The sequence below is a fragment of the Microbispora sp. NPDC046973 genome, assembly GCF_040644495.1.
Classification (GTDB): domain Bacteria; phylum Actinomycetota; class Actinomycetes; order Streptosporangiales; family Streptosporangiaceae; genus Microbispora.
The window spans coordinates 798,864-815,268 of sequence record NZ_JBEYWQ010000001.1; the positions used below are offsets into that span (position 1 = coordinate 798,864).

Genomic DNA, 16,405 nt, shown 5'->3' on the forward strand with positions numbered 1-16,405 from the left:
CCATGAAGATCAGAGATGTCATGTCCACGCCGGTGGTCGTCGTCCCGCCGATCACGCCGGTGCGTGACGTCGCGCGGCACATGGACTACTCGGGCGTCGGCTGCGTCGTGGTGTCGGAGGGGCGGGGCATCGCCGGCATTGTGACCGACCGTGACCTCGCCGTACGCGTGCTCGCGCAGGACAAGAACGGGGACACGCCGGTCGGCGGGGTGATGTCGGAGGACCCGGTGGTGGTGCGGGCGGAGGACGAGGTCGAGGTGGCCTTCGACACGTTCCGCCGCCACTCCTTCCGCAGGCTCCCGGTGGCCGCCGAGGGAAGCGTCGTCGGCATGGTGACGATCGACGACCTGCTCCTCCAGATGCACCAGCTCACCGCCGACCTGCTCACGCCGGTGGTCAAGGAGATCAGCGAGCCACAGCATCAGAGCGACTAGATGTTCACGCCCCTGCGGCGTGCGGCGGAGCGCACGCCGCCCGGCCGCGACCGTCACATCGACCTGCTGCGCGCCGTCGCCATCGCGCTGGTGGTGCTCGGTCACTGGCTGGCCGTCGTGGTGACGTACGGCGAGCGCGTCGGCGGCGACACGATCCTCGCCTTCGTCTCCTGGGCCAGGCCACTCACCTGGCTGTTCCAGGTCATGCCGGTGTTCTTCCTGGTGGGCGGCTTCGCGGGAGCCGCCTCGCTCGGCTCCTACCGGCGGCGTGGCGGCGACGCGATCGGCTGGTTCCTGTGCCGCACCGACCGGCTGATCCGCCCGACGACGGCGTTCCTGCTCACGCTGGGCGGCGCGGCCCTGCTCGCGCTCCTCCTGGGGGCCGACCCCGCCACCGTGGGCATGGGAGTCTGGCTCGCCTGCCTGCCGTTGTGGTTCCTCATCGCGTACGTCACGGTCGTCCTGCTCACCCCGGTCCTGCTCGCGCTGCACCGCAGGGCGGGCATCGCGGTGCCCGCCGTGTTCGCGGTGGCGGTGGCGTTCGGCGACGCGGCGCGGCTGCTCGGCGGCCCGGCCGTGCTCGGCGCGGCCAACTACCTGCTGGCCTGGGCGGCGGTCTACCAGCTCGGCATCGCCTGGCGGGAGGGGGCCCTGCCCGCCCGTCCCCGCGTGGCCGTGTCCATGACCGCGGGCGGCCTGGCGGCGCTCGTGCTGCTCACCGTCCCGGGGCCTTACCCGGTGAGCATGGTGACCGATCCCGGCGACCGCCTGCAGAACACCTCGCCGCCGACGCTCGCGCTGCTCGCCCTGGCGGTCGCGCAGACGGGGATCGCCCTGCTCCTGCACGAGCGCGGCAGGCGCATGCTGCGCCGTACGCGTCCGTGGACGGCCGTCGTCGCGGCCAACTCCGTGATCATGACGGTGTTCCTCTGGCACATGACCGCGGTCGTGATCGCCGTGCCCGCTCTCTACGTCTCCGGCCTGCTGCCGCAGCCGCCGCCCGGTTCGGCCGCCTGGCTGCTTCTGCGCGTGCCCTGGCTCGCGTTCCTGACGGCGACCCTCGCGGCCCTCGTCGCCGTGTTCGCTTCCGTCGAGCGGCGTGCGGGCCCCTGCCCGGCGCCGGGCGCCGGAAGGTCCGGGGCCGGGACGGTGGCCCTGACCCTGGCGGGGGCCGGCCTGGTCGTCGCGGGCCTGCTCGGCGCGGCGCTCACCGGCTCGCGGGGCCTGCCCGCGCCGATGCTCCCCGTCTATTTCACGGGCGCCGCGCTGCTGCGGGCCGCTCGATCGTCGCACCGGCCATGAGAGTGCCGGCGAAGGACTGGAAGAGGATCGCCGGGCGCGTGCGGGAGGAGGCGAAGCGGGAGCGATTGTCCCTGCTGGCCGCCGGCATCGCCTTCTGGGGGACGCTGTCGATCTTTCCGATGCTGCTGGTCGTGGTGTCGGCCTACGGGCTGGTGGCCGACCCCCGTCAGGCCGCCGGGCAACTGGCGTCGCTGACCCGGCCGCTGCCCGGACCCGTCGCGCATCTGCTGGTCTCCCAGCTCACCACTGACGTGCGCGCCGGAGAGAAGGGGCTCGGCGCCAATCTCGCGCTGAGCCTCGCCGGCCTGCTGTGGGCCTCGTCGAGGGCCGTCCAGGCGCTCATGCGGGGCCTGAACACGGTGTACGGAGGCCGGGAGGCCCACGGCGTCATCGGCACCCGCCTGCTGGCGCTGCTCTACACGGTCGCCGCGATCGCCGGAGTGTCGGTTCTGCTTGCGCTCGTCGCCGCGTTCCCGGTCGTGCTGCAACACATCGGCCTCGGCGGGGTGGCCCGGGCCGCCGTCTCGGTGGCGCGCTGGGCGGCGCTCGTCCTGCTCATCGGGACGGGACTGGCGCTGCTCTACCGATTCGTCCCCGGCAGCCGCCGGGAGTCGCGGTGGCGGTCGGTCGCCTGGGGGGTGGGGCTCGCCATGCCCGCACTGGTGGTGGTCTCGGCGGGCCTGTCGGTCTTCGTGACCAGCTTCGGGCGCCTCAACCAGACGTACGGCGCGGTCGCGGCCGTGGCCGTGCTCATGCTCTGGCTGTATCTCTCCACACTGATCGTGCTGCTGGGCGCCGAGGTCAACGGAGCGATCGAGCGCCATCTGGGGGACACGACTCTCACCAGCCAGGGACAGAAGGGCGACTTGTCCGGATAAATCCGTGTCAAGTGACCTTGATGGGGCAGCAGTGGGGGCGTGTCCGACAGCGGTCTATCCCCAGGAAGCGGCATCTCCAGCGTGTTCCCCTCGCTCCCCGGCCAGGGAGAGACGACGCCGGAGCCGACCGGCTCCCCGGACGGCGTGAGCCGGCCCGGCGTCGACCATGCCGACCGTGCCGACCATGCCGACCGTGTCGATCGGGTCGATCGGGGTTTCGACGGCGGCATGGCCTCCGACCGGCCGTTCGGCCTGCCGGGACGCCCGCTGCGCAGCAACCCGTTCATGTTCGGCCTGACCGGCGCGCTCGGCGTGCTCACCGCGTGGCTCCTGGTGCAGGCGATCGCCAGCGCCGGCTCGGCGATCGTGCTGATCGTGGTCTCGCTGTTCCTGGCCATCGGACTGAACCCCGCGGTCGAGGCGCTCCAGAGGCGCAACCTGTCCCGCCGCGTCGCGATCACGATCGTGTTCGGGTCGGTCATCGCGTTCTTCGTGGTCTTCGGGCTCGCGGTCGTGCCGCCGCTCACCGAGCAGACCACCGGGTTCGCCCGCCAGCTGCCCGACTACGTGCAGCAGCTCCAGAACCACCCGCTGATCCGCTCGGTGGACGAGCGCTACCAGATCCTCGACAAGATCCAGCAGTACGTCGCGGGCGGAGGGCTGGCCACCCAGATGTTCGGCGGCCTCCTCGGTGTGGCGAGCATAGTGATCAGCGCGCTGTTCAGCGCATTCACCGTGCTCGTGCTCACGCTCTACTTCCTCGGGTCGCTCAACTCCATCAAGGAGACGGCCTACCGGTTCGTGCCCCGCTCGCGCCGTACGCGGGTCCGCCTGCTCGGGGACGAGATCATCAACCAGATCGGCGGCTACGTCGCGGGCAACCTGATCATCTCGCTGATCGCCGGCGTGGTGACGTTCCTGTTCCTGTCCATGCTGAAGGTGCCGTACGCGCTCGCGCTGGCCATCTTCGTCGCGGTCACCGACCTGATCCCCCTGGTGGGCGCGGTCATCGGCGCGGTCGTGGCCTCGGGGGTGGGCTTCCTCTCCTCGGTGCAGGTCGGCATCGCCTGCGTGGTCTTCTTCGTCGTCTACCAGCAGGTCGAGAACTACTGGATCTCCCCGAAGGTGTTCAAGTCGTCGGTCGACGTGCCGCCCGTGGCGACCATCGTCGGTGCCCTGCTCGGCGGGGCGCTGCTCGGCATCGTCGGGGCGCTGCTCGGCATCCCGCTGGCGGCCGCCCTGCTCCTCCTGGCACGCGAGGTGGTGCTGCCCCGCCAGGACCGCCTGTAGCCGTCTTGCGATAAGGGGTGCCGTCGCCTGGCGCGCTGAGGGAAGCTCGCGTCATGCGACTTCCGTACCGAATCGCGGGGCTCTGGGTGCGCGTGGTGTTGCTCGTCGTGCTGCTGTGGGGCGCTCTGGTGACCGTGCTCAGCATGACTCCGCGGGAGCGCACCCTCGCCGACTTCCACGCCGCGCTCCGGGCCGGGCAGGTAACATACGTGATCTACTACGGCACCCCGGTGGATCTGCGGTGGTCGACGGGCCCTCTGTTCTGGTATCACGCCGACCGCTCCGCGAATGGGGCCTACACTCCCCGCACACTCCTGAGCGACCTGAACGCCACCGTTCCCCGCCCGGAGGCCCGGCTCGCCCACCGCCGCCAGGGGTTCTTCTCGGGCTGGCCGTTCCGCGTGCCGTTCCACGGCGCGACCTGGCTTGTCGGCGGGGCCTGGATCGCCGCGCTCCTCACCATGATCGGTACGGGCCGGCCCAGGCTGGGAAACAGATGGGCCTGGTTCTGGCTGTTCACGGCGGGTGAGGTGGGCGCGATGCTGTTCCTCCTCCTCGAACCCCGATCGCTCTGGCGTGGACTGGAGCCACAGGATCCGGTTCTCAACCCGATGGGCGGAGGTCGTGGCTGCATGCTGGCCCTCTGTCTCGGTCTGGTGATCCCCGTCCTCGTCGCGGTTGGGCTCTCCCATGTGTTCCACGCTGTGCTCGATCTCCTGCCCGCTGCTCCGTAAGTCCTGTAGCTCCAACAAATCGTGTCGCACTGGTTGCTCACAGCGATGATGCTAGGAGAGAATTCATACAGGCATTCGAATTTATTGAAGGAGAGTGTTATGGGTCTGTTCGATTCGGATCCCGGGCACCCTCGTCGTTCGAATAGTTCTGACAGTGCTGACAGTTGGTGGGACCGGTTGACCTCTGGTTCGCCGTTGTGGTCGTCGGAGGGCTCGGCCGCCCGTGAGCATTTCCCGATCGCCGACCCCGAGGTGCCGCAGGACGCGAGCCAGGACGGCAGCCCGGGTGTGGATGCCGCCGGTGCGGGTGATCGCCGAGTGCGGTCGTCGTGGGTGTTGGTGGGTGGTCTGCGTGAGTCGGCGCAGGAGTTGGCGCTGACACCCTTGCCTGAGGACGTGGACGTGTGCCTTGCTGAGGCTGAGGAGTTGATGTTCGCGCGGGATCGGATCACGTGTGCTCTTGCTGATCGGGTGGGGCGGGTGCATGGTGCGGGGCGGGCCAAGGAGCATGGTCATGCCTCCACCCGTAGTTGGCTGCGCACCGCCGGGGGGATGACCGTGGCGGGGGCGGGCCGCCTGCTCACCCTGGCGGTGGAACTGGCCCGTCTGCCGCGGGTGCGGGAGAGGTTCGCGGCCGGGAAGTTGGCGGCGGGGGTGGTGGAGGCGATCTGCGCGGCCACCGCGCAGTTGAACGATGAGCAGGCCGCCCTGGCCGAGCCGATCTTGCTGGAGCTGGCGGGCAAGGCGGGCGCGGCGGAGGTGGCCAAGGCCGGGCGTTACCTGCGGGCGGTGCTCGACCCCGACGGGGAAGACCGGGACGAGCGGGCCGGCTACGCGCGGCGGTTCTTGCGGGTCCGCCCGGCCCGGGGCGGGGGGCTGGAGGGGGAGTTCTGTCTGCCGCGTGAGGCCGCCGCCCGGCTGCGGGCCCTGCTGGACACCTACGCCAAACCCCAGGCGGAGGGCGATGACCGCCCGCAAAGCGTGCGCAACGCGGATGCGTTCATCGCGCTGCTGGAGGAGAAGATCGCCACCGAGCTCCTGGTCCTGGTCACCGCCGAATCCCTCCCCACCGACCATCCAGAAGGTGCCCCTCCCGCCGCCGACACCGGCCACCCCGTTCACCCAGATCACCCCGGTCACCCAGATCAGCCAGAAGCCGCCGAGCCCGGCGAGGCCGAGGAGGCCGGAAGCGCTGACGCCCCTGGCGAGGCCGACGACACCGGCGACCGCGCCCCCAGCACCCATGCCCGCAGCGGCAGCGGAAGCACTGACGCTCCTGGCGAGGGCGACGGCAGCGGCGACCGTGCCACCAGCGCCTGTGCGCCCCGCGACGCCGGAGGTACCGATGAGGTGGCCGATGCTGACGCCCTCGCCCTTGCCGAGGATGAGGGCCGCTGCCGTCTTGCCGATTTCAGCACTGCCGAGGCAGATGCCGGTGCAGCCGCGGGTGCTGTTGTCGACAGCGTCGCCGTTGCCGAGGGCGATGGCACTGCCGAGGGCGACGACACCAGACACGCCAAGGGCGGAGACTGCGACCGTGGTGCGGCCCACGTTGGAGCAACGCACCCGAGGCGCGCAGCAGCATGGCCTGCATGCGGTGGTAGCGCGCCCCCGGCCACAGTGCCCCCGCACACAGCGCCTCTGTCGACAGCGCAGCCGGATCCTCCTCCCGAGGACGCTGCCGCGCATCACGCCCACGCTGGGTATCGGCCTGCGGGGGACTGCCGGCATGGGCAGGGCACGCCTGAAGACCTCGCCGGCGTGCGCGGTGAGCTGTGCCAGGGACCAGGGCTGTGGCTGGGGGCGGCACCGGGGCTGTTGCTGGCGACCGGGCAGATGCTGCCGGTCACCAGCGTGCACCGCCTCGCCCGCACCAGCACCCTGGTGCGGCTGGTGATGGACGCCGACGGGCAGGTGCTGGACATGGGCCGCAAGGTCCGCCTGGCCACCCCCGCCCAACGCAGGGCCGTGTTCACCCGCTACGCCACCTGCTGGATCGACGGCTGCCCCCTGCCGGCAACGATGTGCCAGATCGACCACGCCGACAACTGGAGCACCGGCGGCCTCACCGACCTGAACCTGCTCGGTCCCGCCTGCCAGTTCCACAACCGCGACCGCTACCGCCACCCCGACCGCTACACCCGCCGCAAGGTAGGCACCGACCGCTGGGCCTTCACCTACCACCCAGCGCACACCAGAGCCCGGCGGCTACGTGAGTGAGGGGGCGAGGCGGCCGGGTGGCGGCCCGGGCACGCGCAGACCGGGGCGCCGGGGCCGGGATGCCGGTGCCGGGATGATGAGACCGCCACCACGGCGGAGGCGGGAAGGGACGCGGCAGGCGGAGGCGGGAAGGGACGCGGCAGGCAGGTGCCGTCGCGTTGGCCCGGCCGGGAGTCCGGGGTCAGCCCTTCGGTTCGCGGACCCGCTCGGACGGGGGTGCGATGACTGCGCAGGTTCCCCAATCGGAGAAGGTCATCTCGCTCCGTGTCTTGGCGGACAGGACGTAACGGATCGGACGCCCGCTCAGGTCCACCCAAAGCTGGTAGTCGGCGGAGGGGCCGAGATCGCCGGCGATGCGGGCACGGAGCCGTGTCTGTGCGGCCGGATCGCCGGCCCGCACCTTGGCGTACTCCTCCTCGGTCCGTCGGTCGAGCGGCGCGGGGTTGGTGTAGGCGACGTAGGCCGGGAGATTCAGGCGTTCGACAGCTCGCCGCACGTCGATGTGGACGGTGTAGTGGATCGTGGGGTGGCCGGTGCCGCCCTCGACGCCCGCAGCCGTGAGACGGCCCGTTTTGATCAGGAGCGCGTGTGCGCGGTGGCCATTGATCAGGTTGGTGGCCATCACGGCGAGTGTCCCGACACCGAGCAGGTTGTACGGCTCGTGGTAGTGGGTGACCTTGTCGAAGGACTTCCCGGGAGCGACCTCGGAACCGATCGGCATCTGGAAGTAGGTGGCGTCCCGCGTCCTGATGAGATGGCCGCTGAAGCCGCCTCCGAAGTCCGCCGACAGGTCGGTCGGCGAGCCGGCATCGGCACCGCACGAGATGAGCGTGGCGCTGATCTGATTGGAGCGCAGCACCCGCTTCACGGTTGGGTGCGTGGCCAGATAGTCGCCGACCAGGGTCGCGATCGCGGCGACGGACCTTCTGGGCGGCAGGACGACGGTGGACCCGGCCGTCAGCAGGCCGACCGTAATGATCAGGAGGATGGCCAGGCGGATGTGCACATCCGAGCATGGTGCCGCACGGACGTGCAGAGCCTGCGAGCCGTTCTATGCACGTTTCGTGCACGTTCCCAACGGGCGGGCCTCCTGAGTGAACGTCGCCGGAACTCCCCGTTGCCAAGGGAACGGCGGCCGTGGGGAAGGGCTCAGCGCAAAGAAGGAATCAGCAACCGCACAGCACATCGCAGGCCGGGAGAAGAGGGGCGAAGCGAGGGGTATGAGGCGCATGCGTCGCTTGTGTACCAAAGTGAAGGCAGGTGTGGATCGGATGGGCGACAACAGGGCAGGGAGATCCCGCGTCGTGGCGGTGTCCGCCCGGCGCATGGTCGTCGCCGCGCTCCTCATCGTGATGCCGAGCGTCGCGGCGGCGCCGCGGGCGCTGGCGATGCCGGCCCCGGCGGCCGGTCACGGCCCGCACGGCCATGGTGGCAAGGCCGGCCATGGCGGTCAGGGCGCTGCGGGCGGCCAGGGCGGCCAGGGCAAGAAAGGCGAGAAGGCCGAGAAGGGCAAGGGGAAGAAGGGCAAGGGCCACGGCCACGGCCACGGCGGAGGTGCCCGCATCGACGCCCGTCTCGCCGGTTTCGGGGGTGGCGGTCACGGCGGTGGATTCGGTCACGGCGGTGGATTCGGTCACGGCGGTGGCGGCGGGGGCACGCAGCACACGGCCGGCATGAACACCGCCAACGCGCCGACGATCAGCAGTCCGCCCTACCAACTCAACACCGGCCAGCGCAACGTGAACGCCCCCGCGGGCAACAGCGCCGTCGACTTCGCCGGCGTCCAGCAGGTGTCGAGCGTCAGCGTCTTCACCGACTCCCTCAGCGGCAACTGCAGGGGCGGGATCAAGAACTGCTCGATCAACCAGACCCTGCGGGCCGAGGAAAGCAGAGGCAGCGGCATCGGGCACTGACACGAAACGGGCGTCTCCCTCACGGAAGACGCCCGTCTTTTCATGGATGCCCGAGGATCAGAGCTCGCCGCTCTCGATCGCCTGCTTGAGGGCCGCCTGGAGCTGCTGATGCGAGGCGGTGCCGTTCGCGGCGACGAAGTCGATCAGCGAGGAGTCGGCCTCGAAGGTGAGGTTCTCCGTGACCCGGGTCTTCCCGCCGGGCAGCGTCGTGAAGTCGATCTTCTGATGCGTGACCACGTTGGGCTGCGACCAGCTGTCGGTCTCGTAGTAGAACCCGTCCGCGTGGAGCCGCTGCTGCGCGTGGGTCTTGCTGACCACGATCGTGCCCTCGTACGGGATCTCCTCGATCGCCGTGAGGTTGCGGTAGAGCGTGGGGGCCGCCAGCCACTGCTTGTGCGTGACGACCCGCTTCAGGAACGGGTTCCTGCCGATGTGGTTGTTGAAGTCGGAGTACTTGTAGAAGGTCGACGGCATCGGCGCGTCGATGTCCACGGAGATGCTGTTCGTGACCCGGCTGCGGCCCGAACCGGGGGCGGGCGGGGTGGTGTCGGTGAAGTGGTAGGTGTCCCAGACGGTCTGCCACTCCTGGGCGATCTCGGCGTCGCTCTCGGTCGTGCCGATGGTGTCGGCGTTGGCGGGAGCGGACAGGGAGGCGAGGAGGAAGGCGGCGGCGAACATCGGGGCCGCGGCCACTCGCAGGATCTTTCTCACATGTACCTCGAGAAGAGGAGAAATGGTACGAGTGATCTTCTACCGCAACCGCAACGTGTTGCAGAAGAGCCCATACCGAATCAGTCACTGCAGAGCGCGGTGTCGAGGGCGCTCATCAGATGGCCGAGCGCCGTGGCGTCGCCGGGCAACTGGGTGACGGCGATGGTGGCGGCGCGGCCGTCGTCGGTGGCGGCGTCCGTGGTCGAGTAGCCCATGATGTCGCCGCCGTGGCCCCAGGCGAGGCCGCCGCAGCTGAGTGGGGTGCTGACGAGGCCGAGGCCGTACCGCGCGCCCGGCCACAGGCCGGATGAGGCGTCGACGGTCGTGCGCATCTGCGCGAGCTGCTCAGGTTCGAGCAGCTTGCCGCCCAGCAGGGCGGTGAAGAAGCGGTTGAGGTCGCTGGGGGTGGCGTTCATCTGACCGGCCGCCCAGCCGAAGGACGGGTCCCATTCGGTGACGTCGGTGAGCGGCTTGCCCGGGTCGTCGCGGTGGTAGCCCTTCGGGTGCGGCGCGCGGATGCCCTGGTCGCCGACGTTGGGGAAGTAGGTGTGGCGCAGGCCGATCCGCTTGACGACCCGGTCGGTGATCTCCTCGTTCAGCGGGCGGCGGGTGACCTTCTCGACGAGCAGCCCGAGGATGACGTAGTTGGTGTTGCTGTACTCCCACTTCGTACCGGGGCTGAAGTGGGACTTCTCCTTCAGGGCCATGTCGAGCAGCTCGCGCGGCTGGAAGTAGGTGTGCTGGTAGGGCAGCGCGCCCTGGGCGAGGAAGGCGGTGTAGTTCGGCAGGCCGGTGGTGTGCTGGAGGAGCTGCCGCACGGTGATGCGGCGGCCGTCGCCGCCCCTGCCGCGCACGAGCGCCGGCAGGTAGGTCTCGATCGGCTCGTCGAGCCTCACCTTTCCCTCGCCGGCGAGCTGCAGCACGACCACGGCGGTGAAGGTCTTGGTGTTGCTGCCGATGCGGACGTAGCCGTCCACCGGCACCTTCGCCCCGGTCCGCAGGTCCGCCACCCCGGCGGTGTAGTCGCGCACGCGCCCGTCCCGGCCCCGTACGGACGCCAGCGCGGCGGGGAACCCGTCCGCGCGGACCAGGGCGTCCAGCGACTTCTGCACGGCATCCGACGCGGGGGCGGCATGGGCGGCACCCGGAACGACGGCGAGAGCGGTGCACGCGGCGAGCGCGGCGGCCGAGATGCGGAGGCGATTCTTCATGGTCACGACGCTATTGACGGCCCGATTCGACAACGAGAGTGCAGACATGCCGGTTAATGGTGGTGCTAGGTCCACCGTCCGCTGATGGGGCGATACGCGATACTGATCGCCATGGTCCGGCGATGGCGAGACGACATGCGTCACCTGCTCGTCAGCGGCGCGATCGGCGCGGCCGGCCTCGGCCTGTTCCTGCTGACCGTCGCGGCGGCCGCGTTCGGCCTGGTGGGCGGTCTCGGCCTGCCGGTGTTCGTATGGGCGGTGGAGTCGACCCGGAGGCTGGCCGACGTCCAGCGGCGGCGCACCGGCGGGGGCATCCCCTCGCCATACCCGCCGATGCCGGACGGCCTGCTCGCCAAGGTGCTCACGATCGCGGGCACCCCCGCGACCTGGCGCGACCTGCTGTGGGCGGTGTCCCCGCTGCAGTACGTGCTGCCGCTGGTCGCGGTGGGCCTGTGTCTGGCGGGCGCCGAGGGTGTGCTGATGCCGTTGCTGTGGCTGACCTACGGACGTGTGGACTACGAGTGGTTCGTGGTCACCGACCTGCCGAGCGCCTTCGGCGCGGTCGTGATCGGGGTCGTGATGGCGGCGCTGGCCTGTCTGGCCCCGTGGGCGTTCGTCCGCCTGGAGGCCGCGCAGGCCCGGTGGCTGCTGACGCCCACCACCGCCACCCGGCTCAACGCCCGGATCGCCCGGCTGACCGAGACCAGGACCCAGGCCGTCGACGCCTCCGCCGCCGAACTGCGGCGCATCGAGCGCGACCTGCACGACGGCGCCCAGGCCCGGCTGGTCGCGCTGGCCATGAACCTCGGCATGGCCGAGGACCTGTTCGACGCCGACCCCGCCACCGCCAAGGCCCTGCTCGCCGACGCCAGAGCCGGGGCGCACACCGCGATGACCGAGCTGCGCGACCTGGTCCGCGGCATCCACCCGCCGCTGCTGGCCGACCGCGGCGTCGCCGGCGCGCTGCACGCCATCGCCCTGAGCAGTCCCGTCCCGGTCGAGCTGGACCTGCGCCTGGACCGCCGGCTCGCGGCGCCGGTCGAGTCGGCCGCCTACTTCACCGTGGTCGAGGCCATCACGAACGCCGTCAAACACAGCCAAGCGGGCCGCATCACGGTCACCGTCGAGGACCTCGGCGACCACCTGGCCCTGCGCGTCGCCGACGACGGACACGGCGGCGCCGACCCCACCCGCGGAACGGGCCTGCGCGGCATCGAGCGCCGCCTGGCCGCCTTCGACGGATCGATGCGCGTCACCAGCCCGATCGGGGGCCCCACCATCGTCGAAGCGGAGTTGCCGTGCGCGTCCTGATCGCCGAAGACCTCACCCTGCTCAGGGATGGTCTCACCCGCATGCTCACGGCGTACGGGTTCGACGTCGTCGCGGCGGTGGACGACGGCGCGGACCTCGCCAGGACGCTGGTGGAGGTGCGCCCCGACGTGGCGGTGGTGGACGTGCGGCTGCCGCCGAGCTTCACCGACGAGGGGCTGCGCGCCACGATCGCCGCCCGGCGGGTGGTGCCCGGCCTGCCGGTGCTGATTTTGTCGCAGTACGTCGAGCAGGTGTACGCGGCCGAGTTGCTGTCCGACAGGTCGGGAAGCGTGGGATATCTCCTCAAAGACCGGGTCGGGCAGGTCAAGGACTTTATCGACGCGGTCCGGCGGGTGGCGGACGGCGGCACGGTCATGGACCCCGAGGTCGTCGCCCAGTTGCTCGGTGGCGGGCGGCAGCGGGACCGGCTGGCCGCGCTGACCCCGAGGGAGCGCGACGTGCTCGCCGTCATGGCCGAGGGACGCTCCAACAGCGCCATCGCGGCCCGGCTCTTCGTCACCGAGAAGGCCGTCAGCAAGCACATCAACAACATCTTCGCCAAGCTCGCCCTGCCGCCGTCCGACGACGACCACCGCCGGGTGCTCGCCGTGCTGACCTACCTCAACGAAGGCGCCTGAGCCTCAGGGTTCGCGTCGGCAGGGTTCGCGTCGGCAGGGTTCGCGTCGGCAGGGTTCGCGTCGGCAGGGTTCGCGTCGGCCGCGGCCCGGACGAACTCGCGTACGCGGGCGGTCGTGTTGGTGGCCGGCCACACCGGTCCGCGTTCGATCGGCGGCGCGTCCCGGATGGGCACGTACGCGATGTCGGGACGCGGATAGTACGTGCGGCTGTGCTCGCCCACCGGCAGCACCCCCTTGCCCAGGGCGACGAGGGACAGCATCTCCGAGAACGTGCCGCCCACCGGTCCGCGGGGCACGGGCCTGCCTGACGGGGTGTGGCCGGGGGTGCGGTCGCGCTTGAACTCGGCCGAGGTGACGGAGGGATACTGCACGACGGGATGATCGCCGAGGACCTCCAGGGACACCGACTCCTCACGGGCCAGCGGATGCCCGGCCGCCACGGCCAGCACGCGGGCCTCCCTCAGCAGGACCGGCCCGCAGGCCATGCCGTCGAAGGGATAGGAGGCGATGAGGATGTCCACCGAGCCGTCGAGCAGGCTCGCCCGCGAGTTGGACAGCTGCACCTCCTGGATCTCGACCTCGCAGTCCGGATGGCGTTCGGTGAACAGGGCGACGGCCCGCAGCAGCGCCGGCGCCGTCGACTCGCCGAGGAAGGCCACCCGCAGCCGGCCGGTGACCCCGCGGCCCGCCTCGACGGCCCGGCGTACGGCGGCCTCCATCTGGGCTGCCAGGGGCGCCAGGTCGTCGGCCAGCCGCCGCCCGATCGGCGTGAGGCGGACGACCCGGCTCGTGCGCTCGAACAGCGGCGCGCCGATGCGCCGCTCCAGCTTCTTGATCACGTGGCTGACCCGGCCGGTCGTGACCCCCAGGCGCTCGGCCGTACGGCCGAAGTGCAGCTCCTCGGCCAGCGTCAGGAAGGTCTCGATCTCGTGCCGTTCGAGCATGCCGATCCCGATCGTTGATGGAGAGTCAACGATCGTAGCGTGATCGGGGCTTGGTCCCGGCCGCCGCGACGAGCATCGTTGGATCCATGAGCACAACGAACATGCGCGTCAAGGGTTTCGACCATCTGGTGCTGACCGTGGAGGACGTCGAGCGGTCGCTGGCCTTCTACTGCGACGTCCTCGGCCTCGAGCCGGTGCGGGTCGACGAGTGGCGGGCCGGCAAGGCGCCGTTCCCCTCGGTGCGGGTGTCGCCGGACACCATCATCGACCTGCTGCGCGGCGAGCGCGGCGAGCCGAACGTCGACCACTTCTGCCTGGTCGTCGAGCCGCTGGACTGGCAGGAGGTCGTCGACTCCGGCGTCCTCACCGTCATCGACGGACCCGGCCCCCGGTTCGGGGCGCGCGGCGTCGCCACCTCGGTCTACCTGAAGGACCCCGACGGCAACGTCATCGAACTGCGCTGGTATCCGCAGGACAAGGAGGTCTGAGGGTTCGGTCGTGATGGCGCGGCGCCGGGGCCCGGGCCGTCCGCACGCGGTAGATCCGGGTGAGGACGATCGGAAGAGGGGCTGGTGCCGATGGCCGGGGTGGACAAGCGGGCCGATCTGGTGCTCGAGGGCGGCGGCGTCAAGGGCGTGGGCTTGGTCGGCGCGATGCACGAACTGCACGCGGCCGGCTACCGGTTCGGGCGGGCCGCCGGCACCCGGGTCGCCGGCACCTCCGCGGGGGCGGTGGTGGGAGCGCTTGCCGCGGCCGGCATGCCGCCCGAGCGCATGCGCGAGCTCCTGTTCGACGTCGACTACCGCAGGTTCAGGGACGCGTCCGCCGTGGAGCGCGTCCCGCTGGTCGGCGGGGGTTTCTCGCTGCTGTCCCTGCTGTTCGAACGGGGTGTGTTCGAGGGCGACTACCTGCGGGAGTGGCTGGGGAACGAACTGGCCGACCTAGGCGTCGAGACGTTCGACGACCTGGCGCTCGACGATCCGGCGCCCTGGATGGGCGAGGACCAGCGCTACAGCCTGGTGGTGATGGCCACGGACGTCACCCGGGGCCGGCTGGTGCGCCTGCCGTGGGACTACCGGAGCGTCTACGGCGTGACGGAGCCGGGCAGGCAGCGGGTGGCCGACGCGGTCCGCGCCTCGATGTCGATTCCCTTCTTCTTCGAGCCCGTCACGATCGCCGATCCCGGCACCGGGCTGGTGTCGACCCTCGTGGACGGCGGCGTGCTGTCCAACTTTCCCATCGACACGCTCGACCGGCCCGACGGGGAGCAGCCGCGCTGGCCGACGTTCGGGGTCAAGCTGCTCCCCGCGTTCGGGGAGGACACGCTCAGGCTGCCGTTCGTCGGGGTTCCCCACCTGCCCGCCCTGCGGCTGCTGACGTCCCTGGTCGGGACCGCGATCGTCGGCCACGACCAGACATACCTGGACCAGCCCTGGGTCAGGGCCCGCACCATCCAGGTCGACACCGAGAGCGTGGGGGTGGTCGACTTCGACCTCGACGAGCGGCAGAAGCTGCACCTCTACCTCAACGGCCGGACGGCCGCGTCGGCCTTCCTGTCCACCTGGGACTGGGACGACTACCGCGCCCGCTTCCGTCCGTCGTCAGTACGCGCGAAAACCGGTGCCAGGACCAAGACGGCCCGGGACCGAACGATGGAGCTGTCTTGACAATTTAATTTGTCGGTGGCTACCGTGAGTACCACGACGGAGCCGACCACGGCGCCGGCGGAACCAAGGAGGAGCGCCATGGGTATCACGGTCATCGAGTTCATGAGCCTGGACGGCGTCGTGCAGGCTCCGGGCGGTCCCGAAGAGGACACCGACGGCGGCTTCGCGCACGGCGGCTGGACGCACCCGTTCTTCGACCCGGAGGTCGTGGGCGGCGCCTTCGCCGACACGGTGAGCAAGGCCGAGGGGCTGCTCTACGGCCGTCGCACCTGGCAGAACATGGCCGCCGCCTGGCCCGCGCGGGCCGGTGACCCGTTCGCCGACCGGTTGAACGCGATGCCATGTGGTGTCCGAGACACTCGGCGACGACGAGCTGACCTGGAACACCACGCGGATCCCCGGCGACGCGGCCGTCGCCCGCATCCGCGAGCTGCGGGACACGGGCGACGGTGAGCTGGTCGTCATGGGCAGCCCGAGCCTCGTGCGCACCCTCCTGCACGAGGGCCTGGTCGACGAGCTCCGGCTGATCGTGATGCCGGTGATCCTCGGCGGCGGAAAGACGATCTTTCCCGGCGACGGCCTGCGGCACAGGCTCGAACTTGTCTCCGCGACCACCGGCGACACCGGCGTGCAGGTGTGCACCTACCGCAGGGTCGCGGAGTAGTGGAAACCCGGCACCCCCGCGGGAAGGGCGGGAATGCCGGGTTCGGTCTGGCAGGTGTTCGCGTCTTGTCAGGGGGTGGTGAGGTCGAAGCGGTTGACGGTGACCGCGCCGCCCAGCGATTGGGTGGCGTAGTTGAAGATGGCGAAGCGGTAGCCCATGAAGAACTGCCAGGCGTTGCCCATCGTGAAGGCCGGTCCGAGCGAGGTGAAGGTCACCCCGTCGGTGCTGTAGGAGAACTTCGCCTGGCGGCCGGTGCCGGGCCGGATGTCGGCGTTGACCCGCAGCCAGATCCGCCCGCCGGACACCGGAGCACTGGCCGCCTCGGTGCCGGTGGAGGTGGTCTGCCAGCTGCTGTTCATGGCCAGGCCGTTGGTCATGACCACCCGGGTCTGTCCGTTGTCGCGCCGCAGGCCGATCCAGGCCGACGAGTCGCGCAGCATCGCCAGCCCGGCCCGGTCACCATCACGCATGGCCGAGTAGTCCAGCTG

The 16,405-nt window shown here is 70.7% G+C and carries 17 protein-coding genes; 12 read left to right on the plus strand and 5 right to left on the minus strand.

Annotation, left to right across the window (positions count from 1 at the left end; translation table 11 throughout):
- Window positions 1-2: 2 nt before the first annotated feature.
- The 6 genes from ABZ860_RS03950 to ABZ860_RS03975 all read left to right on the plus strand — a co-directional run bounded on the left by ABZ860_RS03950 (window position 3) and on the right by ABZ860_RS03975 (window position 6,858).
- A complete protein-coding gene (locus ABZ860_RS03950) occupies window positions 3-434 on the plus strand; it encodes a CBS domain-containing protein (RefSeq protein ID WP_357214633.1) in 432 nt (143 codons plus the stop codon).
- Window positions 435-1,736, plus strand: a complete 1,302-nt coding sequence (locus ABZ860_RS03955) for an acyltransferase (RefSeq protein WP_357214636.1) — start codon at window positions 435-437, stop codon at window positions 1,734-1,736.
- Complete coding sequence (locus ABZ860_RS03960; protein WP_357214639.1) at window positions 1,733-2,614, plus strand: YihY/virulence factor BrkB family protein; 882 nt, start codon at window positions 1,733-1,735, stop codon at window positions 2,612-2,614. Before ABZ860_RS03955 ends, ABZ860_RS03960 begins: the two co-directional genes overlap by 4 nt.
- 81 nt (window positions 2,615-2,695) lie before the next feature.
- Window positions 2,696-3,904 (plus strand): AI-2E family transporter, encoded by a 1,209-nt coding sequence (locus ABZ860_RS03965; protein ID WP_357214642.1) that lies wholly within the window; start codon window positions 2,696-2,698, stop codon window positions 3,902-3,904.
- A 53-nt stretch (window positions 3,905-3,957) separates the two neighbouring features.
- Window positions 3,958-4,638 carry a hypothetical protein gene (locus ABZ860_RS03970; protein ID WP_357214645.1) on the plus strand — a complete coding sequence of 227 codons (681 nt, stop codon included), beginning with the start codon at window positions 3,958-3,960 and terminating at the stop codon, window positions 4,636-4,638.
- Window positions 4,639-4,737: 99 nt separating this feature from the next.
- The gene (locus ABZ860_RS03975) at window positions 4,738-6,858 is read left to right on the plus strand and encodes a DUF222 domain-containing protein (protein ID WP_357214648.1); all 2,121 of its coding nucleotides are present in this window, start codon (window positions 4,738-4,740) and stop codon (window positions 6,856-6,858) included.
- Between the two features lie 181 nt (window positions 6,859-7,039).
- Here ABZ860_RS03975 and ABZ860_RS03980 read toward each other — a convergent pair whose 3' ends face one another.
- Window positions 7,040-7,864, minus strand: coding sequence for a hypothetical protein (locus ABZ860_RS03980; protein WP_357214650.1), 825 nt, complete (start codon window positions 7,862-7,864; stop codon window positions 7,040-7,042).
- A 265-nt stretch (window positions 7,865-8,129) separates the two neighbouring features.
- On the opposite strand from ABZ860_RS03980, the gene ABZ860_RS03985 reads away from it, so the two are divergent.
- On the plus strand, window positions 8,130-8,771 hold the full coding sequence (locus ABZ860_RS03985) for a hypothetical protein (protein ID WP_357214653.1): 642 nt from the start codon (window positions 8,130-8,132) through the stop codon (window positions 8,769-8,771).
- 57 nt (window positions 8,772-8,828) lie between these two features.
- Here ABZ860_RS03985 and ABZ860_RS03990 read toward each other — a convergent pair whose 3' ends face one another.
- Window positions 8,829-9,482, minus strand: a complete 654-nt coding sequence (locus ABZ860_RS03990; RefSeq protein ID WP_357214656.1) for a hypothetical protein — start codon at window positions 9,480-9,482, stop codon at window positions 8,829-8,831.
- Window positions 9,483-9,562: 80 nt separating this feature from the next.
- Complete coding sequence (locus ABZ860_RS03995; RefSeq protein ID WP_357214659.1) at window positions 9,563-10,693, minus strand: serine hydrolase domain-containing protein; 1,131 nt, start codon at window positions 10,691-10,693, stop codon at window positions 9,563-9,565.
- A gap of 84 nt (window positions 10,694-10,777) precedes the next feature.
- Between ABZ860_RS03995 and ABZ860_RS04000 the strand changes: the two genes are divergently transcribed.
- Complete coding sequence (locus tag ABZ860_RS04000) at window positions 10,778-12,004, plus strand: sensor domain-containing protein (protein WP_357214662.1); 1,227 nt, start codon at window positions 10,778-10,780, stop codon at window positions 12,002-12,004.
- On the plus strand, window positions 11,992-12,642 hold the full coding sequence (locus ABZ860_RS04005) for a response regulator transcription factor (RefSeq protein ID WP_357214665.1): 651 nt from the start codon (window positions 11,992-11,994) through the stop codon (window positions 12,640-12,642). The genes ABZ860_RS04000 and ABZ860_RS04005 overlap by 13 nt, the downstream gene beginning before the upstream one ends.
- Here the strand turns inward: ABZ860_RS04005 and ABZ860_RS04010 are convergent.
- The gene (locus ABZ860_RS04010; RefSeq protein WP_357214668.1) at window positions 12,621-13,586 is read right to left on the minus strand and encodes a LysR substrate-binding domain-containing protein; all 966 of its coding nucleotides are present in this window, start codon (window positions 13,584-13,586) and stop codon (window positions 12,621-12,623) included. The two genes, ABZ860_RS04005 and ABZ860_RS04010, sit on opposite strands and share 22 nt — an antisense overlap.
- An 86-nt stretch (window positions 13,587-13,672) precedes the next feature.
- Between ABZ860_RS04010 and ABZ860_RS04015 the strand changes: the two genes are divergently transcribed.
- The 3 genes from ABZ860_RS04015 (at window position 13,673) to ABZ860_RS04025 (ending at window position 15,917) form a co-directional block, all read left to right on the plus strand.
- On the plus strand, window positions 13,673-14,074 hold the full coding sequence (locus ABZ860_RS04015; protein WP_357214671.1) for a VOC family protein: 402 nt from the start codon (window positions 13,673-13,675) through the stop codon (window positions 14,072-14,074).
- 90 nt (window positions 14,075-14,164) lie between these two features.
- Window positions 14,165-15,253: a patatin-like phospholipase family protein gene (locus ABZ860_RS04020; RefSeq protein ID WP_357214746.1), complete on the plus strand. Its 1,089-nt coding sequence runs from the start codon at window positions 14,165-14,167 to the stop codon at window positions 15,251-15,253.
- Window positions 15,254-15,599: 346 nt separating this feature from the next.
- Window positions 15,600-15,917, plus strand: coding sequence for a dihydrofolate reductase family protein (locus ABZ860_RS04025; RefSeq protein WP_357214673.1), 318 nt, complete (start codon window positions 15,600-15,602; stop codon window positions 15,915-15,917).
- Between the two features lie 68 nt (window positions 15,918-15,985).
- Here the strand turns inward: ABZ860_RS04025 and ABZ860_RS04030 are convergent.
- The coding region (locus tag ABZ860_RS04030) for a hypothetical protein (protein WP_357214676.1) at window positions 15,986-16,405 on the minus strand (420 nt) is incomplete at its 5' end.